Raw genomic sequence first — 19,448 nt, 5'->3', positions numbered from 1 at the left:
TGCGGGAATCCGCGAAACGCCGTCGGATCGGCTCTTCCTCCCCAGGATGCCGAATCGCCGGGCTGTCCCCCTTTCGCGATGCCGCCCCGACGGACGGTCCGCCCCGTCACGAGGATGAGCACATGAACACAGTCACCAGCACGGAATACGACAGCCCCGTCGGCCCGATCCTGCTCACTTTCGTCGACGAGGCCCTGGTGCGGCTCGACGTCGCGCACGACGGGATGGACCTCGCTCGGGCGGAGATCGCGCAGCGGCTCGGGGTTCTCCCCGAACCCGAACCCGAGGGCGCTGTCGACCTGCGGACGCAGCTCGACGAGTACTTCGAGGGCGAACGCCGACACTTCGACGTCGCGCTCGACTGGAGGCTGGTGCAGGGATTCACGCGCACTGCGCTCCAGGCCACCGTCGAGATCCCCTACGGCGAGATGGCGTCGTACGGCGAGGTCGCGATCCTGGCGGGTGCGCCCGGAGCAGCGCGGGCCGTAGGGACGGCGTGCGCGAAGAGCCCCTTCTCGATCGTCGTCCCCGTTCACCGCGTGGTGCGCGCCGACGGATCGATCGGCGAGTACGGCGGACACCCCGAGGTCAAGGAGTACCTGCTGTCGCTGGAGAATGACGTCGTACTCCGTGAGGGACTGCGCGGGGGTGGGTGACGTCCTCTCGTGCGGCCCGGTGCACCGGCGCGGCGACGAGGGAGGCCACGCACGACGGACCCGGGCGCTGCCGCCGAAACGGGAAGCGCCCGGCCCGACGGCTGGTGCCGACGAGACCGGGTGCTCCCGATCCGAACGGGATCGTCAGTGGCTGGACGCCTTCTCGGCGCCGAAGCCGGTGAGCGAGCGGACGTCCATCTCGGCCGCCTTGCGCGCGTCCTCGGCGCGACGCGAGGTGATCGACCCGAGCCATCCGAGGAGGAACCCCAGCGGGATCGACACGATGCCCGGGTTGTTCAGCGGCCAGACCGCCACGCCGGTGTTGACGAACACGCTGGTGGGCGTGCCCCAGAACACCGGAGACAGGACGATCAGCACGAGAGCCGAGCCGAGACCGCCGTACATGCTCCACACTGCGCCGCGCGTGGTGAAACGGCGCCAGAAGAGCGAGTAGAGGATGGTCGGGAGGTTCGCGGACGCCGCGACGGCGAAGGCCAGGGCGACCAGGAAGGCGACGTTCTGCCCCTGCACCCCGATGCCTCCGACAATCGCGAGGACGCCGATGACGATGACGGTGCGCCGCGCGACCTTCACCTCTCCGTCGGGCGGAACGTCCCCCTTCTTCACGACGCTCGCGTAGATGTCGTGAGCGAAGGAGGCAGCCGCGGTGATGGTCAGACCGGCGACCACCGCGAGGATCGTCGCGAAAGCCACGGCCGAGATGAATCCGAGCAGGATCGGTCCGCCGAGGGCGAGGGCGAGCAGCGGAGCAGCCGCGTTGACGCCTCCCGGCGCCGCGAGGATGGCATCCGGTCCGACGAGGGCACCCGCACCGTAACCGAGCACGAGGGTGAGGATGTAGAACAGCCCGATGAGCCAGATGGCCCAGACCACCGAGCGGCGTGCCTCTTTGGCCGTGGGCACCGTGTAGAAGCGCATCAGGACGTGCGGCAGACCCGCAGTGCCGAGCACGAGCGCCAGCGCGAGGGAGATGAAGTCCCACGGGTTCTTGCCGTACTGCAGACCGGGAGCGAGCACCGCCTCACCCTTCGGCGATGCGGCGACGGCGGCCTCGAGGAGCGTGTTGAGGTTGAACCCGTTGATCGCGAGCACCCAGATCGTCATGACGACGGCGCCGCCGATCAGCAGGAACGCCTTGACGATCTGCACCCACGTGGTCCCCTTCATCCCGCCGATGAGCACGTAGACGATCATGAGCAGGCCCACGACCGCGACGACGATGGACTGCCCGAGACGCTCGGTGATGCCGAGGAGCAGCGAGACGAGTCCGCCGGCGCCCGCCATCTGCGCCAGCAGGTAGAAGAAACACACCGCGAGGGTCGTGATGGCCGCGGCCATCCGCACCGGGCGCTCCCGCAGCCGGAAGGAGAGCACGTCGGCCATCGTGAACTTGCCGGTGTTGCGCATGAGTTCCGCGACCAGCAGCAGTGCCACCAGCCACGCGACGAGGAAGCCGATCGAGTAGAGGAATCCGTCGTACCCGTTGATCGCGATCGCGCCGACGATTCCCAGGAAGGAGGCCGCCGACAGGTAGTCGCCCGCGATGGCGAAGCCGTTCTGCGGCCCCGTGAAGGAACGCCCGGCGGCGTAGTAGTCCGCCGCCGTCTTGCTGTTGCGGCTGGCACGGATGACGATGAACAGCGTCACCGCGACGAAGGCTCCGAAGATCGAGATGTTCAGAACCGGGTTGTTCTCGACCGTCTGAACGGCGGCGTGGACGGTGCCGAAGACCTCGTTCACTTCGACCCCCGCTCCGTGCGCTCGAGCTCGTCACGCAGTTCTTCGGCGATGGGGTCGAGCCGCCGGTTCGCGTAGGCGACGTATCCCATCGTGATCGCGAAGGTCGTGACGAACTGCCCGAGGCCGAACAGCAGTCCGACCGTCACCGCACCGAATACGGGCTGCGCCATGAACGCCGGAGCGAACGACGACAGCAGCACGTAGACGAAGTACCAGACGAGGAACGCGACGGCGAGCGGGAAGATGAAGCTGCGTTGACGCTTCTTCAACTCGCGGAAGCGGGGCGATTCCTCAACCGTGATGTAGTCGACGCCGCCCCCGCGAGCGGGGTCGATCCTTCTGTCCGTCATGTGGCCTCCTTGCCTCATGGGACCGGTGCAACCTCGCACCGATGGGGGGATGGTGACCCGGGATCGTGGTAGCGCTCCCGGTGGTAGGGTCGACGCTACGAAAGGCGGCGACGCAGCCGTCACCCCCGGAAGTAGGTAGTTCTCGTGGGAGCACCGACTCTTCTTCGCGACGACGCGACGCTGGTGTCGCACGCTGTCACCGAACTCGCGCGCCGCACCCATTTCCCCCTCGCGTTCGGCGGTCTGGAGCACGACGGAGCCGTCCACGTGTCGACGATCGTCGGTGCGCGCACGCGCAGCATCGAGGGCCTGGTCGTCCGCGCCGAGCGCGGCCTCGGCGGACGGGCCCTCGTCGAACGACGACCGCGCATGACACTCGACTACCGCACGGCGCGGTCCATCACCCACGATTACGACCGGGCCATCCTGGGCGAGGGAATCGCGACGCTGTTCGCCGTGCCCGTCCTCGTCCGCGGTCATGCGCGAGGCGTGCTGTACTGCGGGTCGTGGGCACAGGCCCCGGTCGGCGAGCTCGAGGCGCGACCCGCTTTCGACGTCGCCGGTGAGCTCGGCACCGAACTGCGCGTCCGCGAAGAAGTGGATCGGCGCCTCTCGGGCATGCCGGTGGGCGACACCGGGCTGAGCGTCGGCGTGCGTGAGGAGATCCGCGAGAGCTATGCGCAGTTGCGCAGCATCGCCGCGACGGTCGGTGACGACGACGTGCGCCGGCGGCTCGAGGAGCTCGAGGCACGGTTGGCCGCGCTCACCGGCGACGCTCCCCGCTCCGTCGAGGACGCCGACATCCACCTGTCGCGCCGCGAGATCGATGTCTTGGCGTGCGCGGCCGTCGGTTCGACGAACGGCGAGATCGCGGCATCCCTCCACCTCCGCGAGACCACCGTGAAGTCGTATCTCGCGTCGGCGATGGCCAAGCTCGACGCCTCGACGCGGCACGCCGCCGTCGCACGGGCGAGGCGCGCGGGTCTGCTGCCCTGACCCCGGCGGATGTGCCGTGAGCGCTCTCTGGACGCTCCGTGGGAATCCCCTGGAAATGGATGCCGGGGGTTGAGAGCCGCGCGGATTCTCGGCATCGTGGCTGGCTCCTGTCGTCGACAAAGAAGGAGAGCCACGAATGCTGACGCTCACCGAAGAGGCCACGACCGCCGTCAAGACCATCACCGCGCAGTACCCCGACGCCGCTCAGGGCGGGGTGCGCATCGAGGGCGCGGGTTCGCCCGAGTCGCAGTTCACGCTGTCGGTCGTCGACGGCCCGGAGCCCCAGGACGCCGTCGTCGAGAACGCCGGTGCGCGGGTCTTCCTCGACACCGATGCCGCCGCCGTGCTCGATGACCGCGTCCTCGACGCGAAGATCGACCCCCAGGGCTCGGTGCAGTTCGCGGTGACCACCGCGGCCTGACGACCGCCCCGCTCGACGATGCCCCGGCCGCGTGCCGGGGCATCGTCGTTTCTCGGATCAGCCGCGGAAGACGACGATCTCGTTGTTCGTCGCGTCGTAGACGAACTGCAGGGCGGTCCCCGCGGGGAAGTCGGTCTGCGCGCGCTCGGGGGTTTCTTCTCGGAGCAGCATCGTCATGTTCGCCGGGAAGGAACCGGCCCCGCACGTGGTCAGGAAGAACTCACCGTCGTACGAGAACCCGCCACCGCCCGCCCTGTCGAGCAGTTCCGGCTGCCACACCGTCATGCAGCGCGCCGCGCCCTCCGCGTCGAAGTACGACGGCTGTGAGATCACGCGGAAACCCTCGAACTCCTCGAAGGCCGTGACGTTGCCCGTGATCCCCGTCGTGAGCGAGCTCGGCACCTCGAAGGTGGGGTCCGGAGCCAGACGCGCGATCTGCGTCGCTCCGGCCTGGAGGGGATCGGTCTGCACACGCTGCACGACGACGAGCAGGGTCGCGAGCGTCGCCACCACGAGCGCAGCCGCACCCAGCATGATCACCGTCGACCGACGCAGACGCGGCAGCGTGAACCGCGACAGCTCGGGGATGGCATCCGGAATCTCGTCCTCGGGAGCGCCGACGGGCTCGTCTGGCGCCGCCGGGGCCGGCTCGGGCACCCGCTCGTCCGCGGCCGCCCGGGCCTCGAGCTCGACCAGGCGACGCACGGCGTCGGGATCCGACGCGATGTCGGCGGAGGGCGAGTACGCCCGGTGACGCAGCTGCGCGAGTTCGGCTTCTTCGTCGGTGGACATGAGCCGATTCAATCACCGGCCGGCTGCGCGAGCGGCGCACGCGGACGGACGGGCCGGTCGCGGCGCAATGTCATACTGCGACCATGGAAGCGCGGCCCCTCTTCGGCACCGCGGCCTCGCGCGTCGCGAAGACGGTGGCACCCATTCTGCTCGTCGCGCTGTGCGGGTCGTGCGCTGCCTCGCCCCCTCCTCTCCAGACGAGCGACGATCTGATCGGCGAATGGACAGCGCCGAAGAACGAGCATTCCGCCATCCTCCGTTTCGATGAAGACGGCACCGTGCGACTCGAGCATGTTCCCCGCGCGGCGGTGACAAGTGATCCCTCGCAACCGGAGCCCGTCGAGCTCGACAGGAACGACACGGTCGACCTGGACGGTGAGTGGCTCTTCTTCGACCCGACCGGCACGCGCGACAGCGGCTCCGTGTCCGTGATTCCTCACGTCCACGATCCGCGAGACGATTTCTCGGTGAACCTCCGAGCTTCCGGCCCGGGGCTGTGCCTCGAGTACGGCAACGTCGACGACGGGCAGTGCCTCCCGTTCGTGCGCGCGAGCGACGCGGACGTCAGCGCCCCGTGAACTCGGGGGCGCGCTTCGCCTGGAACGCGGCGAAGCCCTCGCGGTAGTCCTCCGTCCGGGAGAGGGCGGCCTGCGCGCGGTTCTCGAGCGCCATCGCCTCCCACAGGCCCAGCCGCTCGTCGCGGATCGCCGTGACGATGCGCTTGCTGGCGCGGAACGCCTCGGTCGGTCCGGCCGCGGCCCGGCGGGCGGCGAGCTCGGTGGCATCCTGGACCTCGGATGCCGGAACCACCCGTGAGAAGAGCCCGGCGCGCACGGCCTCGTCGCCCGTCAGCATCCGGCCCGTGTAGATGAGGTCGAGAGTGGCGTGGGTGCCGAGGCGCTCGACGAACAGGGCGTGACCGCCGGAGTCGAGGGTCGCGCCGAGGGCGGCGAAGGGCGAGCCGATTCTCGCGTCGTCGGCGACGAAGACGACGTCGGTGGCGATGAGCAGACCGAGGCCCACGCCGAGGCACGCGCCCTGAGCGGCGGCGAATGTCGGCGCGGGAAAAGCCGCCATGCGACGCAGGAGCGGCGCGAGCGTGGCGTCGAGGTATCCGGCGACGTCGTCGGTCGCCGGGTCGACGCCGGAGATGTCGCGTCCCGCGCAGAACGACGGCCCTTCGCCGCGGAGCAGGACGGCGCGGGCGCCGTCAGCCTCGGCGCGGTCGTACGCCTCGGCGACCGCAGTCAGCGCCTCGAGACCGAGCGCGTTGCGCCGCGCGGGCGCGTTCAGCGTGATGATCGCGAGGTCATCGGCGAAGGAGTAGTCGATCACGGCATCCTCATCCGTCGTAGTCGACGCGCACGGCGTCGGAGGTCGGGTGCGACTGGCAGGTCAGCACGTATCCGCGCTCGATCTCGTCGGGCTCGAGCGCGTAGTTCTCGGTCATCGACACCGATCCCTCGATGACCCGCGCGCGGCACGTGCCGCACACCCCTCCCGCGCACGCGAACGGCACGTCGGGGCGGACACGCAGGGCGGCGGCGAGGATCGTCTCATTCGCGGCGACCGGGCTGTCGACATGCGCGGACTGACCGTCGAGGGTGACCTCGATGGAGCGGACGGGTTCGTCCGCGCGGACGCGCACGGGGCGCGCTCCCCCGGTCTGCGCGGGGGCGTCACCGTCACCGGCGGTGAACAGCTCGAACCGCACGCGGTCGCGCGGAACGCCCGCCTCGGCGAGCGTCTCGCGACACACCTCGACCAGGGCGAAGGGACCGCAGAGGAACCACTCGTCGACGGATGCCGGGTCGATGAGTCGCGACAGGATCAGGCGCAGCCGCTCCTCGTCGAGTCGTCCCGAGAACACCGGGGCGGCGCGCTGCTCACGCGAGAGCACGTGGTGGAGCGTGAGGCGGGACGGGTAGCGGTCCTTGAGGTCGGCGAGCTCGTCGACGAACATGACGTCGGTCGACGAGCGGTTGGCGTAGACGATCGTCATGCGGCTGTCGGCGGAGCGCTCGAGGACGCCCGCGGCGAGCGCCATGATCGGGGTGATGCCCGACCCCGCGGCGATCGCGACCACGTGACCGGTGGCGATGGACACCTTCGACACGAATGTGCCCTGCGGGCTCATGACGTCGATCTCGTCGCCCGGACGCAGGCCCTCGTGCGCCCACGACGAGAAGCGTCCGTCGGGGTCGCGCTTGATGCCGACACTGATCGCGCCACGAGCGGGCGGACGGCACAGCGAGTACGAGCGGCGGAGCTCTTCCCCGTCGACCGTGGCCCGCAGGGCGACGTACTGGCCGGGCGCGTAATCGAAGGCGTCGGCGATCTCGTCGGGAACCGCGAACGTCACCTCGATCGCGGTCGGGGTGAGGGGCCGCACGTCCGCGACGCGCAGGGTGTGGAAGCGCGCGCGGGCGCGCGGGGCGGGAGTGGTCGGAACGCGCGAGGGCGTGGCATCCGTCATCGTCATCAGAGGGCCTTGAAGTGGTCGAAGGGCTCGAGGCAGGCGCGGCATTCCCACAGCGACTTGCACGAGGTGGAGCCGAAGCGCGAGACCTCGCGGGTGTCGAGCGAGCCGCAGCGGGGGCACGCGACGCTGAGCTTCAGTCGGATGGGGCCGGCGGGAGCACGCCCGGTCGGCGGGGCGATGCCGTACTCGGTGAGCTTTCGCCTTCCCTCGTCGCTCATCCACTCCGTGGTCCAGGCCGGGGTGAGGGTGGTCTGCACGACCGCACGGTCGAAACCGGCCGAGGTGAGGGCGAGGACGATGTCGTCGCGGATCGCCTCGACCGCGGGGCAGCCCGAGTACGTGGGGGTGATCGTGACGGTCACCATGTCGCCGTCGACTCGCACATCGCGGAGCACGCCGAGGTCGTCGATCGTGAGCACCGGGACTTCGGGGTCGACCACGGCGGCGGCGACCTTGCGCGCGTACTCGGCGGTCGCGGTCACCATGTCGCCCCCGGGTGTCGGCGGGCCAGCACCTGCATCTCGGCGATCAGGGGTCCGAACGACGGGTGATGGATGCCACGGCGACCTCCGGCGGACGAGAACGGGATGCCGGGAACCTCGACGTCCTCTTCGGCGAACACCGTCGCGACGACCTCGTCGACCCGCGTGCGCAGCGTCGAGGGACGCACCGCGACCCCGTCGAGTCGGTCGTGGAGCGGTTCGTCGCGGAACAGCTCGTCGAGGTACGGCCAGGTGTCGTCGAGGGCGACGAGGAAGCGGCGCCGCGACTCGTCGGTTCCGCCGGCGAGGCGGAGTGTCCACTGCACGGCGTGGTCGCGGTGGTAGTCGACCTCCTTCTCGGCCTTCGCGGCGACGGCGGAGAGCACCGGATCGGTGGATGCTGTGAGGTCGCGGTACAGCTCGACGAGGTACGCGGATGCCAGGAGCTGGCGGACGATCGTGTGGGCGAAGTCGCCGTTCGGGAGTTCGAAGAGCCAGGCGCTGCGGAACTCCTTCTCGTCGCGCCAGTAGGCGAGGTCGTCTTCGGTCCGACCGTCGTAGCTGCCCGCGTAACGCAACAGGGAGCGGGCGTGGCCGAGCAGGTCGAGGGCGATGTTGCCGAGGGCGACGTCCTCCTCGATCTCGGGGGCGCGGGCGATCCAGCCGCAGAGGTTCTGGGCGAGGATCAGCGCGTCGTCGCCGAGGCGCAGCGCGTAGGCGGCGACGTCGGGATCCGTGGCGCGGTCCTCTCCCCCGGCGAGCTCGGCGGCGAGCTCGCGGGCGTCGAGAGAGACGTCGCCGTGCGGGTCGGCGGCTTCGACAGGCTCAGCCACCTGGGCCGCGTGAGGTCCCTGAGCCTGTCGAAGGGACCGGCCCCCCGCGTCGGGGGCTTCGACAGGCTCAGCCACCTGGGCCGCGTCAGGTCCCTGAGCCTGTCGAAGGGACCGGCCCCCCGCGTCGGGGGCTTCGACAGGCTCAGCCACCTGGGCCGCGTGAGGTCCCTGAGCCTGTCGAAGGGACCGGCCCCCCGCGTCGGGGGCTTCGACAGGCTCAGCCACCTGGGCCGCGTCAGGTCCCTGAGCCTGTCGAAGGGACCGGGACTCGTGATCGGTCGAGGTGCTCACAGGTGCGGCACCCCCTCGGAGGCGGTGTAGTACACCGCGTGACGGTAGTTCTTTCCCGCCGGCGACTCGAAGAACGCGCCCTTCGCTCCCGGATCGCTCGTGGTCACGGCATCCGAAGGCACGACCCACACCGAGACGCCCTCGCCGCGACGGGTGTAGAGGTCGCGCGCGTTGCGCACGGCGAGCTCGGCGTCGGGGGCGTGCAGCGAGCCGACGTGCACGTGGCTCAGACCGCGGTTCGCGCGCACGAACACTTCCCAGAGGGGCCACGTCTCGGTGGGGCTCCCACCCGGCGTCGCCATCAGGCAGCCGCCGTCTCGGTACGGGCGGCACTCTTCTTCGCGGCGTACGCCGCGGCGGCTTCCCGCACCCAGGCGCCCTCTTCGTGCGCGTCGCGACGGTGCTGACGCCGCATCGTGTTGAGCGGTCCACGCCCGGCGAGCACCTCGTGGAACTCGCTCCAGTCGATCTCGCCCATGTCGTACTGACCCGTCTCCTCGTTGAAGCGCAGGTCGGGGTCGGGCAGCGTCACGCCGAGCACAGCGGCCTGCGGCACGAGCATCGAGACGAAGCGCTGGCGGAGCACGTCGTTGCTGAAGCGCTTGATGTTCCACGCCGTCGACTGCGCCGAGTTGGGCGAGTCGTCATCCGGGGGCCCGAACATCATCAAGCTCGGCCAGTACCAGCGGTTCACGGCATCCTGAGCCATCTCGCGCTGCGCGTCGGTTCCCTGCATGAGGGTGAGCAGGATCTCGAACCCCTGGCGCTGGTGGAACGACTCCTCTTTGCAGATGCGCACCATCGCGCGACCGTAGGGCCCGTATGAGGCGCGGCACAGCGGCACCTGGTTGCAGATCGCGGCACCGTCGACGAGCCAGCCGATGGCGCCCATGTCGGCCCAGGTCGGGGTGGGGTAGTTGAAGATCGACGAGTAGCGGGCCTTGCCGTCGACGAGCTGCTGCGTCATCTCGTCGCGCGTGATGCCGAGGGTCTGCGCGGCGGAGTAGAGGTAGAGGCCGTGCCCTGCTTCGTCCTGCACCTTCGCGAGCAGGATCGACTTGCGCTTGAGGCTCGGCGCGCGCGTGATCCACGCCCCCTCCGGCTGCATGCCGATGATCTCGGAGTGCGCGTGCTGGGAGATCTGGCGGATCAGGGTGCGGCGGTAGCCGTCCGGCATCCAGTCGCGCGGTTCGATGCGGCCGTCGGCCTCGATGAGCGCGTCGAACATCGCCTCGCCATCCAGGGCATCCGGGGTGGGTGCGGTCATGGTCATCGTCGACTCCTTTACAGACCGATCGTTCAGTAAAACTGTAGCGGAGGGGTTGGGCAACCGCAACGGGCGTGACGCCTCGGGCGCGAGCGCGTGGAGTGGGCGCATGGCAGACACCGCGATCTTCGACGTCGACGGCACCCTCGTCGACACGAACTACCAGCACGCGCTCGCGTGGTACCGCTCGTTCCTGCGCTTCGACATCGTTCTGCCCATCTGGCGCATCCATCGCTCGATCGGCATGGGCGGCGATCAGCTCGTCCCCTCGCTCACGAGCGACGACGTCGAGAACCGGCACGGCGACGCCCTGCGCGAGGCGTGGACCGAGGAGTTCGAGCCGATGATCGACGAGGTGCACCCCTTCGACGGGGCGCACGACCTTCTCGTCGAGGTGAAGCGGCGAGGCTTTCAGGTCGTGCTCGCCAGCTCCGGCAAGAGCGAACACGTCGAGCACTTCCTCGACCTCGTCGATGCGCGCGGCCTCGCCGACGCATGGACCTCGTCCGACGACGTCGAGGCCAGCAAACCCGCGCCCGACCTCGTGCAGACAGCGCTGGAGAGGGTGCCCGGATCGAGCGGCGTGATGATCGGTGATTCCCCGTGGGATGCCATCGCCGCCGCCCGCGCGGAGGTCCCCACGATCGCGGTGCGCACCCGGCGGCTTCTCACCCGAGGAACTGCGGGACGCCGGCGCCGCGCACGTGTTCGACAGCCTCCGCGACCTGATCGACGGCCTCGACGACACTCCCCTCGCGCGCCCGGCCTGACCGCGGCCGCCGCCAGCCCCGCTGACTTGCGCCATACGCACGCCGGGGGAGGTCATGCGTGAGCATGAGAAGCGTCAGCGCAGGTCGTACACGCGCTTGTACTTGCCCTCGCTGCGCGGGAGCGCGCCGGGCTCCTCGACACGGACGTCGACGCTCGTCCCGATGTGCACTTTGATGCGCTGCTGCAGGACGACGCCCGCCGCCTCGCACACCTCTCGTTCCAGGGCGGGGTGCCTCTCGATGCGGACGGTCATGGCATCCATTCGTCCCTCGCGACGCAGCTCGAGGACGAAGTGCGGGGTGAGAGTCTCGATGCCGAGCACGATCTCCTCGATCTGCGTCGGGAAGAGGTTCACGCCGCGGAGGATGATCATGTCGTCGTTGCGGCCGGTGATCTTCTCGATGCGCCGCATCGACGGGAACGCCGTGCCGGGCTGCAGCCGGGTGAGGTCGCGGGTGCGGTAGCGGATCACCGGGAACGCCTCCTTGGTCAGGGAGGTGAAGACCAGTTCGCCGAGTTCGCCGTCCGCGACAGGGGCGCCGGTCTCGCCGTCGATCGTCTCGGGGAGGAAGTGGTCCTCCCAGATGTGCGGACCGTCCTTGGTGAGGGCGCTCTCGGATGCCACACCCGGACCCATCACCTCGCTCAGGCCGTAGATGTCGACGGCGACGATGTCGAGGCGGCGCTCGATCTCGCGGCGCATCTCGTTGGTCCACGGCTCGGCTCCGAGCACCGCGACGCGGAGCGACGTCGAGCGCGGGTCGACGCCGGCGGCTTCGAGCGCGTCGGCGATTGTGAGGAGGTAGCTCGGCGTGCAGAGGATGGCATCCGGCGCGAAGTCCTGGATGAGCTGCGCCTGCCGCGCGGTCTGCCCGCCCGACATGGGAATGACCGTCGCGCCGAGGCGCTCGATCCCCGCGTGCGCACCGAGACCGCCGGTGAACAGGCCGTACCCGTACGCGTTGTGCACACGGTCGCCCGCGCGGATACCGGCGGCGCTCAGCGAGCGCGCGACGAGGTCGGCCCAGCGATCGAGGTCGCCGGCGGTGTACCCGACGACAGTGGGACGGCCCGTGGTTCCAGAGGAGGCGTGGATGCGGCGGACGTCGGGCATCGGGACGGCGAACATGCCGAACGGGTAGGTCTCGCGCAGGTCGGCCTTGGTCGTGAAGGGCAGCAGGCGAATGTCGTCGAGGCTGCGGATGTCGTCGGGGCCGACGCCGGCCTCGTCGAACTTGCGCCGATACAAAGCGACGTTCTCGTAGGCGTGGCGCACGGTCCACCGCAGCCGCTCGAGCTGCAGCGCACGCAGGCTCTCGAGCGGGATGCCGGTCGGATCGACGGATGCCAGGAAGTCGGGGCGCGAGGAAACGGTCATGGTCATCGAGACACCTCCGTGGTGGGGAGCGCGGCGTTGCGCTCGGGATCGGGGTCGTGCACGGGTCGGGGGCCGGAGGCTTCGACAGGCTCAGCCACCGGCGCGGCGAAGGTTCCTGCCGCGACGGAGGTCCCTGCCGCGGCGGAGGTCCCTGAGCCCGTCGAAGGGACCGGGAACCGCACGGGTCGGGGGCCGGAGGCTTCGACAGGCTCAGCCACCGGCGCGGCGAAGGTTCCTGCCGCGACGGAGGTCCCTGCCGCGGCGGAGGTCCCTGCCGCGGCGGAGGTCCCTGAGCCCGTCGAAGGGACCGGGGGCGCCGCCGGCGGTCGCCGGTCGGTCGTGATGCTGCGGCCGCGCACCTCGGCGACGAGGTCACCCGTCTCATCCGTCACGCGGATGTCGTACAGGCCCGTCCGACCACTGCGGGCGCGGCGCGCGGCCGTCGCCGTGAGCGTCTGCCCGGCGGTCGTGGACTTCAGGAACGTGATGTCGGCACCACCGGCGACGGTCACCCGCTCGTCCTCGTTGCAGGCGATCGCGAACGCGGTGTCGGCGAGCGTGAAGACGAGTCCGCCATGGGTGATGGCGAAGCCGTTGAGCATGTCGTCGCGCACGGTCATAGACACCCGCGACTCCCCCGGCGCGTCGTGTTCGACGACCATGCCGAGCATCGCCGACGCCCGATCGTTCCGCATCATCGGGCGCAGGGTCATGCGGGCACCGCCACAGGCGCGGGCGCCCACGTCTTCGCCACGAGCGTGAGCACGTCGTACTGCGCGACGATCTCGTCGCGCTGGTTGCGGATGACGGCATCCCAGCGAACCTCGCCGTACTCGTCGGTCTCGCGCGGGGTGATCTGCTTGGCCGTCAGCGCGACGCGGATGCGGTCGCCGGGTGAGACGGGGGTGACGAAGCGAAGGTTCTCGAGCCCCGAGTTCGCGAGCACCGGGCCGGGCGCGGGGTCGACGAACAATCCCGCCGCCCATGACACGAGCAGGTAGCCGTGGGCCACACGCCCCGGGAAGAAGGGGTTGGCCGCCGCCGACTCCTCGTCCATGTGCGCGTAGAACGTGTCGCCGGTGAATCTCGCGAACACCTCGATGTCGTCGAGGGTGACCTGTCGTTCGGCCGACTCCACGGCATCCCCGATCCGAAGCTCGGACAGGGGCTTGCGGAAGGGGTGCGTCCCGGCGGAGTCGGTCTCGGCACCCGGATGCCACACCCCGGTGAGCGCGGTCAGCATGCGCGGCGAGCCCTGGATCGCCGTGCGCTGCATGTAATGGAGCACCGAACGGATGCCGCCGAGCTCCTCCCCACCGCCGGCGCGACCGGGCCCGCCGTGCACGAGGTGCGGCACGGGAGCGCCGTGCCCGGTGGAGGTGCGCGCGTCGTCGCGGTCGAGGAAGAGCACGCGACCGTTCATCGCTCCCATTCGGGTGAGCAGCTCGGTCGCGACGTCGGGGTCGTGGGTCGCGACGCTCGTGACGAGCGAGCCGCCGCCGCGCGCCACGATGGCCGCCGCCTCCGCGACATCGGCGTACTCGACGATGCTCGCGACCGGCCCGAACGCCTCGATGTCGTTGACGGCCGGGGTCGCGGCATCCACGAAGGCCAGCAGCATGGGCTGGAGGAACGCCCCCTCCACGGGCGTGCCCTCGGGCGCCTCGGCCGAGCCGACGACGAACCGCCCTCCCGCCGCCTGGAGCGCCGCCACCTGCCGCCGCACCTCGTCGCGCTGCTCGATCGAGACGACCGGGCCCATCGTGACGCCCTCGGTGCGCGGGTCGCCGATGACGACACGCTCGGCGATCTTGGCACGCAACGCTTCGGCCACGGCATCCGTCATCCCCGCCGGCACGATCGCGCGACGGATCGCCGTGCACTTCTGGCCGGCCTTGGTCGTCATCTCGACGAGCAACTGCTTGACGTACGCGTCGAACTCGGGGGTGCCGGGCGCGGCGTCGGGGCCGAGGATCGAGGCGTTGATCGAGTCGGTCTCGCTCGTGAAGCGCACGCCGGGCTTCGCCTGGGCGCGCAGTCGCTCGGCGGTCGAGGCGCTGCCGGTGAAACCGACGGTGTCGCCGAGATCGAGCAGGTCGAACAGGCCCGGGACGCTCCCGCTGATCAGCTGCAGCGATCCCTCGGGGAGGAGTCCGGTCTCGACGACCATCCGCACCCACGCCTCGGCGATGTACGCCGTCGGGGTCGCGGGCTTGACGATCGTGGGCAGCCCGGCGAGGAACGCCGGCGCGAACTTCTCGAGCGCTCCCCACATCGGGAAGTTGAAGGCGTTGATCTGCACCGCGACGCCGGGGAGGCGCGTGTAGACGTGCCGGCCGAGGAAGGAGCCGTCCTTCGACAGCGGCTCGATCGGCCCGTCGAGCACGACCTTTCCGGCGGGCAGCTCGCGACGGGCCTTCGACGAGAAGGTGAAGAGCACGCCGATGCCACCGTCGACGTCGCTGAGCGAGTCGCGCCGGGTCGACCCCGAGCGCTCCGAGAGGGCGTACAGCTCCTCGCGGCGCTCGTTCAGGGCGATCGCGAGGTTCTTCAGCACCATCGCCCGCTGGGGGAAGGTGAGGGAACCGAGGCTTCTCTGGCCCTCGCGGCGCGCGTAGGCGACCGCTCCGGCGAGATCGAGACCCTTCGTGCTGACCCGCACGATCTCGTCACCGGTCGAGGCGTCGCGCACGACCGCGGCGTCGGGATCGTCCTGGGGCATCCACCACGCGCCGTTCACGTAGCTCGGCAGAAACGTCATCGTTCGCTCCATTCGTAGAATCCGCGGCCGGTCTTGCGGCCCAGGTGCCCCTGGGCGACGAGCTCTCGCAGCAGCGCGGGCGGGGTGAAGCGCGCGCCGAACGCACGCTCGAGTTCTTCAGCGATGCCCAGGCGCACGTCGAGTCCGACGACGTCGGTCGTGCGCAGGGGGCCCATCGGATGCCGGTACCCCAGCTCCATCGCCGTGTCGATGTCGTGCGCACTCGCCACTCCTTCTTCGAGCATGCGAATGGCTTCGAGCCCGAGCGCGACACCGAGACGGCTGGAGGCGAAGCCGGGGGCGTCGCGCACGACGACGGCGGTCTTGCCGATGGCCTCCACCCAGTCGGTCGCCGCGCCGACGACCTGCGGTTCGCTGCGCGAGCCGGTGACGACCTCGACCAGCGCCGATGCCGGGACAGGGTTGAAGAAGTGCAGGCCGAGGAACCGCTCGGGGCGGCGGAGCGCGGCGGCGAGCGCGTCGATCGAGATGGAGGAGGTGTTGGATGCCACCACCGCGGCGCGGTCGACGACTCCCTCGATCCGCGCGAGGGCGTCGAGCTTGAGCGCGCGATCCTCGGGGACGGCCTCGATCACGAGGCCCGCGTCGGCGAACGCGGCGGTGTCGACGCCGGTCGTGAGGGTGTCGGCATCCGGGATCTCGATGCCCTTCTGCGCAGAGCGGGCCACGGCGGCCTCGACGCGCTCGCGGGCGGCGTCGGCCGCGGCGGCGTCACGCTCGACGACGTGGACGCGCGCGCCGGCGATCAGGAAGGCGTGGGCGATACCGGCGCCCATGCGGCCTCCGCCCAGCACGCCGACGGTTTCGGGGAGCGTGGTCACTTCTTCTTCCTCTCGAGGAACGCGGTCATACGCGCGCGCTTGTCGGCGCTGTCGAACAGCTCAGCCTGCAGCTCGCCGTCGATCGCGGGATGCTCCGCGCGCGGGGCGAGCAGCGCACGCTTGGTGAGGATCGTCGCCCGCACGGAGTTCGCGGCGATCCGGTCGACGATCGCGTGGGCGGCGTCGAGCAGGGCGTCCGGCTCGTGGATGCTCGACACGAGACCCCAGGCGAGAGCTTCGTCGGCGTCGATCACGCGGGTGGTCAGCAGCAGCTCGCTCGCGCGCGCGTGGCCGACGATCTCGGGCAGGCGCCACGCAGCGCCCGCCGCGGCGATGATGCCGAGGCCGGGTTCAGGATTGCCGAAACGCACACGCGGGGTGCCGAGTCGGATGTCGGCCGCATACGCCAGCTCGGCTCCCCCGCCGAGCGCGTACCCGTCGACGGCGGCGATGACCGGCATGGGCAGATGGCGGATGCGATCGAAGACGGTCGCGTTGATGCCCCGACGGGCGTCATCGCCGGTGCGCTCGCGCAGTTGCGCGATGTCGGCACCGGCGGCGAAGATGCCGCCCGCGCCGGTGAGGATCAGCGAGCGCGGGTGCTCTTCGAGCTCAGCGCACAGCGCGTGCAGCTCGTCGACCATGGCCTGGTCGATCGCGTTGCGGCGGTCGGGGCGGTCGAGGGTGGCGACCACGCGGTCGTCGTGCGCGTCGATGCGCAGGCGGGGTGCGTCGGGGGTACCGGTCCCTTCGACAAGCTCAGGGACCTCGGCCCGCTCAGGGACCTCGGCCCGCTCAGGGACCTCGGCCCGCTCAGGGACCTCGGCCCGCTCAGGGACCTCGGCCCGCTCAGGGGCCTCGGACGTGCCGGTGACTGTCGCGCCGGTGGCTGAGCCTGTCGAAGCCACCGCCCCCGCGCGAGAACCGGTCGTCGACTCAGCCATCGACCCGCTCCACGATCATCGCGGTGCCCTGACCCACACCGACGCACATCGTCGCGAGGCCATACCGCGCGTCCTCCCGCTCGAGCCGGCCGAGCAGAGTGACGACCAACCGCGACCCGCTCGATCCGAGCGGATGCCCGAGCGCGATCGCCCCTCCGTCGGCGTTGACGATCTCGGGGTCGAGGCTGAGCCGGCGCATGCAGGCGAGCGACTGCGAGGCGAACGCCTCGTTGAGCTCGACCGCCCCCAGATCGGATGCCGAGAGCCCGGCCTTCGCGAGCGCTCTCTCGGTCGCGGGCACCGGACCGAGTCCCATGACCTCGGGAGCCACTCCGGCCGAGGCGTGCGAGACGATCCGTGCGCGCGGCCGCAAGCCGTACCGCTCGACCGCCTCGGCGCTCGCCACCACGATCGCCGAGGCGCCGTCGTTGAGGGAGCTCGCGTTGCCCGCGGTGACCACCTCCCCGCCCTTCACGACGGGCCGGAGTCCCGCGAGCACCTCCAGCGAGGTGTCCCGACGCGGCCCCTCATCGGTGTCCACCGATCCGCGAGGGGTCTCGACGGCGACGATCTCGTCGCGGAAGCGTCCGGCATCCTGAGCCCGGATCGCCCTCTCGTGGCTGCGGAGAGCGAACGCGTCGGCGTCGGCACGGGAAATCCCGTCGACCCGGGCCACTTCTTCGGCGGTCTCGGGCATGGTGAACGTGGCCTTGTCGCGGACGGCGAGGCGAGGGTTGGTGAACCGCCAACCGATCGAGGTGTCGAACGCCTCGCCCGGCTTCGCCCACGCTTTCGACGGCTTCGCCTGCACCCAGGGCGCGCGGGTCATCGACTCGACGCCTCCCGCGACGACGATGTCGGCGTCGCCCGCGCGCACCGCCTGGGCCGCAAGCGCGATCGCGCTCATCCCCGAGGCGCACAAGCGGTTCACGGTGAGGGCGGGAACGGCATCCGGGAGCCCGGCGAGCAGCACGGCCATGCGCGCGACGTTCCGGTTGTCTTCGCCGGCCTGGTTCGCCGCTCCGAGGATCACCTCGTCGATCGCGGTGACCGGAACGCCCGCGCGGGCCACGGCTTCGCCGACCACGAGGGCCGCGAGATCGTCGGGACGAACGGATGCCAGAGCCCCGCCGTATCGGCCGACCGGGGTGCGCGCACCGCCGATGAGAAACGCCTGCGACATCGCCATCCTCTCCCCCGCCGACTCTGGCGGGGTCGTCTCCACCTCGTCCGCGAGGTTTTCCGACCGATCGTTCAGTAATCATGTCAGAGGATGCCGCCGAGGGCAACGCCGCGGCATCGCCGCTCTGCCGGCGCGCCCCCGAGATCACATGATCGGGTCGAGGCCACACCGTCCGATCGCGTCAGCGGAGGTGACCTCGCACACATCGAGTCACCTCGGGGCGCATGGCCCGACGCGCGTCCGCGCCACGCAGGCACGGGGAGGAACCGCGACGGGGCTCAGGCCGGACCGCGCCGCCACCAGGCGATCACGAAGACGACGAGCCCCGCGACCAGCGCCGCCAGGACCCACAGCACGATGAGGTAGTCGATCCACGAGCCGATCGGCGGCGATCCGGGGAGGAAGTTGCGCAGCGGAATCGTCGCGAAGAGCATCGCACCCATCCAGCCCAGCGCCGTGACCTCGACCTTGCGTCGCCCCCGCAGCACGGCGATCGCGACCACAAGGACGAGAGTGGGGATGATGATCATGAGCGTCAACAGCACGATGCCGAACGCCACCGTCGCGCCCGACCGCGACGCCACGATGTCGACGGCGATCAGACCGTTCCCGCCGTCGTGCGCGGTCATCGTGATGTCCCACCCCGTCACACCACGCCCGCTCACATCGATCGCCGTCGGGAGGGGAACGGTCTCGGCATTCTCATCGTCCACACCCGCGACCATGTACGACGTCACCCGGTATCGATCGAACGGCCACTCCGCGATGGAGCCGTCCATCACGAACGACACTTCCGCCGGCTCGACGAGGCGGCTCGGCTCGTACTGCACCGCCTTCGAACCCGCGACGGCCGACACCAGCACGTAGAACGGCTTGTTCACCACGATGCCGTTCGTGTACTCCCCCTCGCCCGCCTGATTCGGCAACAGCGACACCGTGAGTCGACTCGTCGCGGCATCCATCTTCTCCGGCGTGAGCACCAGCGCGACCGCGTCGGCCGGAGGCTCGTCGCCACCCCGCGAAACGATGTCGCTTCCGCTCGCGTACAGCGCGACGACCGTGACGTACAGGGCGAGGATCGCCACAACGATGCCCCCGACTCCGAGAAGGGTCCGGCGCCGAGGCCGCACTGTGCTGCTCACGATGTCAGTGTGGCAGAGCGTGGTGCGATGTCCGGCTCTCCGCGCGGCCGTCCACTCGACCACGCTCAAACGCACGGTAGCCACGCGTCGATGACG

The 19,448-nt window shown here is 70.4% G+C and carries 21 protein-coding genes; 5 read left to right on the top strand and 16 right to left on the bottom strand.

Translation table 11 applies throughout. From position 1 onward, the window contains the following. The first annotated feature begins 122 nt into the window (after positions 1 to 122). Positions 123 to 656, top strand: a complete 534-nt coding sequence (locus QE388_RS12635) for a methylated-DNA--[protein]-cysteine S-methyltransferase (protein ID WP_307385660.1) — start codon at positions 123 to 125, stop codon at positions 654 to 656. Between the two features lie 144 nt (positions 657 to 800). Here QE388_RS12635 and QE388_RS12630 read toward each other — a convergent pair whose 3' ends face one another. Continuing rightward, positions 801 to 2,417, bottom strand: coding sequence for a cation acetate symporter (locus QE388_RS12630; RefSeq protein WP_275797707.1), 1,617 nt, complete (start codon positions 2,415 to 2,417; stop codon positions 801 to 803). Further along, on the bottom strand, positions 2,414 to 2,767 hold the full coding sequence (locus QE388_RS12625; protein WP_275797705.1) for a DUF485 domain-containing protein: 354 nt from the start codon (positions 2,765 to 2,767) through the stop codon (positions 2,414 to 2,416). Before QE388_RS12625 ends, QE388_RS12630 begins: the two co-directional genes overlap by 4 nt. Positions 2,768 to 2,911: 144 nt before the next feature. Between QE388_RS12625 and QE388_RS12620 the strand changes: the two genes are divergently transcribed. Both QE388_RS12620 and QE388_RS12615 read left to right on the top strand, forming a co-directional pair. Beyond that, complete coding sequence (locus tag QE388_RS12620; RefSeq protein ID WP_307385659.1) at positions 2,912 to 3,763, top strand: helix-turn-helix transcriptional regulator; 852 nt, start codon at positions 2,912 to 2,914, stop codon at positions 3,761 to 3,763. 136 nt (positions 3,764 to 3,899) lie between these two features. Continuing rightward, positions 3,900 to 4,184, top strand: a complete 285-nt coding sequence (locus QE388_RS12615; RefSeq protein ID WP_307385658.1) for a Fe-S cluster assembly protein HesB — start codon at positions 3,900 to 3,902, stop codon at positions 4,182 to 4,184. Positions 4,185 to 4,241: 57 nt separating this feature from the next. Here the strand turns inward: QE388_RS12615 and QE388_RS12610 are convergent, their stop codons facing one another. Next, a complete protein-coding gene (locus QE388_RS12610) occupies positions 4,242 to 4,976 on the bottom strand; it encodes a hypothetical protein (protein WP_307385657.1) in 735 nt (244 codons plus the stop codon). An 83-nt stretch (positions 4,977 to 5,059) separates the two neighbouring features. Between QE388_RS12610 and QE388_RS12605 the strand changes: the two genes are divergently transcribed. Further along, positions 5,060 to 5,554 carry a hypothetical protein gene (locus QE388_RS12605; protein WP_307385656.1) on the top strand — a complete coding sequence of 165 codons (495 nt, stop codon included), beginning with the start codon at positions 5,060 to 5,062 and terminating at the stop codon, positions 5,552 to 5,554. Here QE388_RS12605 and QE388_RS12600 read toward each other — a convergent pair. From QE388_RS12600 to paaA, 6 genes are all read right to left on the bottom strand, one after another. Continuing rightward, positions 5,541 to 6,311: an enoyl-CoA hydratase/isomerase family protein gene (locus tag QE388_RS12600; RefSeq protein WP_307385655.1), complete on the bottom strand. Its 771-nt coding sequence runs from the start codon at positions 6,309 to 6,311 to the stop codon at positions 5,541 to 5,543. The two genes, QE388_RS12605 and QE388_RS12600, sit on opposite strands and share 14 nt — an antisense overlap. Positions 6,312 to 6,318: 7 nt before the next feature. Then, positions 6,319 to 7,458 (bottom strand): 1,2-phenylacetyl-CoA epoxidase subunit PaaE, encoded by a 1,140-nt coding sequence (gene paaE / locus QE388_RS12595; RefSeq protein WP_307385654.1) that lies wholly within the window; start codon positions 7,456 to 7,458, stop codon positions 6,319 to 6,321. After that, positions 7,458 to 7,943, bottom strand: coding sequence for a 1,2-phenylacetyl-CoA epoxidase subunit PaaD (paaD, locus tag QE388_RS12590; protein WP_307385653.1), 486 nt, complete (start codon positions 7,941 to 7,943; stop codon positions 7,458 to 7,460). Before paaD ends, paaE begins: the two co-directional genes overlap by 1 nt. After that, a complete protein-coding gene (paaC, locus tag QE388_RS12585) occupies positions 7,937 to 8,773 on the bottom strand; it encodes a 1,2-phenylacetyl-CoA epoxidase subunit PaaC (protein ID WP_307385652.1) in 837 nt (278 codons plus the stop codon). The genes paaD and paaC overlap by 7 nt, the downstream gene beginning before the upstream one ends. A gap of 287 nt (positions 8,774 to 9,060) precedes the next feature. Continuing rightward, entirely contained in the window at positions 9,061 to 9,366 is a 306-nt protein-coding gene (gene paaB, locus QE388_RS12580) for a 1,2-phenylacetyl-CoA epoxidase subunit PaaB (protein ID WP_307385651.1), read from the bottom strand. After that, entirely contained in the window at positions 9,366 to 10,337 is a 972-nt protein-coding gene (paaA, locus tag QE388_RS12575; protein WP_275797279.1) for a 1,2-phenylacetyl-CoA epoxidase subunit PaaA, read from the bottom strand. Before paaA ends, paaB begins: the two co-directional genes overlap by 1 nt. Before the next feature lie 103 nt (positions 10,338 to 10,440). Here paaA and QE388_RS12570 point away from each other — a divergent pair, with 103 nt between their 5' ends. Then, positions 10,441 to 11,163, top strand: a complete 723-nt coding sequence (locus tag QE388_RS12570) for an HAD family hydrolase (RefSeq protein ID WP_307385650.1) — start codon at positions 10,441 to 10,443, stop codon at positions 11,161 to 11,163. 12 nt (positions 11,164 to 11,175) lie between these two features. Here the strand turns inward: QE388_RS12570 and paaK are convergent, their stop codons facing one another. The 7 genes from paaK to QE388_RS12535 all read right to left on the bottom strand — a co-directional run bounded on the left by paaK (position 11,176) and on the right by QE388_RS12535 (position 19,352). Continuing rightward, positions 11,176 to 12,486: a phenylacetate--CoA ligase PaaK gene (gene paaK / locus QE388_RS12565; RefSeq protein ID WP_373426624.1), complete on the bottom strand. Its 1,311-nt coding sequence runs from the start codon at positions 12,484 to 12,486 to the stop codon at positions 11,176 to 11,178. Further along, a complete protein-coding gene (gene paaI, locus QE388_RS12560) occupies positions 12,483 to 13,193 on the bottom strand; it encodes a hydroxyphenylacetyl-CoA thioesterase PaaI (RefSeq protein WP_307385649.1) in 711 nt (236 codons plus the stop codon). Before paaI ends, paaK begins: the two co-directional genes overlap by 4 nt. Continuing rightward, on the bottom strand, positions 13,190 to 15,241 hold the full coding sequence (paaZ, locus tag QE388_RS12555) for a phenylacetic acid degradation bifunctional protein PaaZ (protein ID WP_307385648.1): 2,052 nt from the start codon (positions 15,239 to 15,241) through the stop codon (positions 13,190 to 13,192). The genes paaI and paaZ overlap by 4 nt, the downstream gene beginning before the upstream one ends. Next, complete coding sequence (locus QE388_RS12550; protein ID WP_373426646.1) at positions 15,238 to 16,038, bottom strand: 3-hydroxyacyl-CoA dehydrogenase family protein; 801 nt, start codon at positions 16,036 to 16,038, stop codon at positions 15,238 to 15,240. The genes paaZ and QE388_RS12550 overlap by 4 nt, the downstream gene beginning before the upstream one ends. A 41-nt stretch (positions 16,039 to 16,079) precedes the next feature. Beyond that, positions 16,080 to 16,805, bottom strand: coding sequence for an enoyl-CoA hydratase/isomerase family protein (locus QE388_RS12545; RefSeq protein ID WP_307387132.1), 726 nt, complete (start codon positions 16,803 to 16,805; stop codon positions 16,080 to 16,082). A gap of 214 nt (positions 16,806 to 17,019) precedes the next feature. After that, positions 17,020 to 18,210, bottom strand: coding sequence for an acetyl-CoA C-acyltransferase (locus QE388_RS12540; RefSeq protein ID WP_307385646.1), 1,191 nt, complete (start codon positions 18,208 to 18,210; stop codon positions 17,020 to 17,022). A 278-nt stretch (positions 18,211 to 18,488) separates the two neighbouring features. Next, positions 18,489 to 19,352, bottom strand: coding sequence for a DUF4436 family protein (locus tag QE388_RS12535; protein WP_307385645.1), 864 nt, complete (start codon positions 19,350 to 19,352; stop codon positions 18,489 to 18,491). Positions 19,353 to 19,448 lie beyond the last annotated feature (96 nt).

Origin of the sequence: Microbacterium sp. SORGH_AS_0969 (genome assembly GCF_030818255.1) — a bacterium.
Lineage (GTDB): Bacteria > Actinomycetota > Actinomycetes > Actinomycetales > Microbacteriaceae > Microbacterium.
Note: the sequence above shows the minus strand (reverse complement) of the source record. Positions and strands in the feature narration are given on the sequence as shown.

Coding starts and splice junctions, on each gene's coding strand:
- QE388_RS12635 (WP_307385660.1), top strand. CDS start 123: ATGAACACAGTCACCAGCACGGAATACGACAGCCCCGTCGGCCCGATC.
- QE388_RS12625 (WP_275797705.1), bottom strand. CDS start 2,767: ATGACGGACAGAAGGATCGACCCCGCTCGCGGGGGCGGCGTCGACTAC.
- QE388_RS12615 (WP_307385658.1), top strand. CDS start 3,900: ATGCTGACGCTCACCGAAGAGGCCACGACCGCCGTCAAGACCATCACC.
- QE388_RS12610 (WP_307385657.1), bottom strand. CDS start 4,976: ATGTCCACCGACGAAGAAGCCGAACTCGCGCAGCTGCGTCACCGGGCG.
- QE388_RS12605 (WP_307385656.1), top strand. CDS start 5,060: ATGGAAGCGCGGCCCCTCTTCGGCACCGCGGCCTCGCGCGTCGCGAAG.
- paaE (WP_307385654.1), bottom strand. CDS start 7,458: ATGACGATGACGGATGCCACGCCCTCGCGCGTTCCGACCACTCCCGCC.
- paaD (WP_307385653.1), bottom strand. CDS start 7,943: ATGGTGACCGCGACCGCCGAGTACGCGCGCAAGGTCGCCGCCGCCGTG.
- paaB (WP_307385651.1), bottom strand. CDS start 9,366: ATGGCGACGCCGGGTGGGAGCCCCACCGAGACGTGGCCCCTCTGGGAA.
- paaA (WP_275797279.1), bottom strand. CDS start 10,337: ATGACCATGACCGCACCCACCCCGGATGCCCTGGATGGCGAGGCGATG.
- QE388_RS12570 (WP_307385650.1), top strand. CDS start 10,441: ATGGCAGACACCGCGATCTTCGACGTCGACGGCACCCTCGTCGACACG.
- paaK (WP_373426624.1), bottom strand. CDS start 12,486: ATGACCATGACCGTTTCCTCGCGCCCCGACTTCCTGGCATCCGTCGAT.
- paaI (WP_307385649.1), bottom strand. CDS start 13,193: ATGACCCTGCGCCCGATGATGCGGAACGATCGGGCGTCGGCGATGCTC.
- paaZ (WP_307385648.1), bottom strand. CDS start 15,241: ATGACGTTTCTGCCGAGCTACGTGAACGGCGCGTGGTGGATGCCCCAG.
- QE388_RS12550 (WP_373426646.1), bottom strand. CDS start 16,038: ATGGGCGCCGGTATCGCCCACGCCTTCCTGATCGCCGGCGCGCGCGTC.
- QE388_RS12540 (WP_307385646.1), bottom strand. CDS start 18,210: ATGTCGCAGGCGTTTCTCATCGGCGGTGCGCGCACCCCGGTCGGCCGA.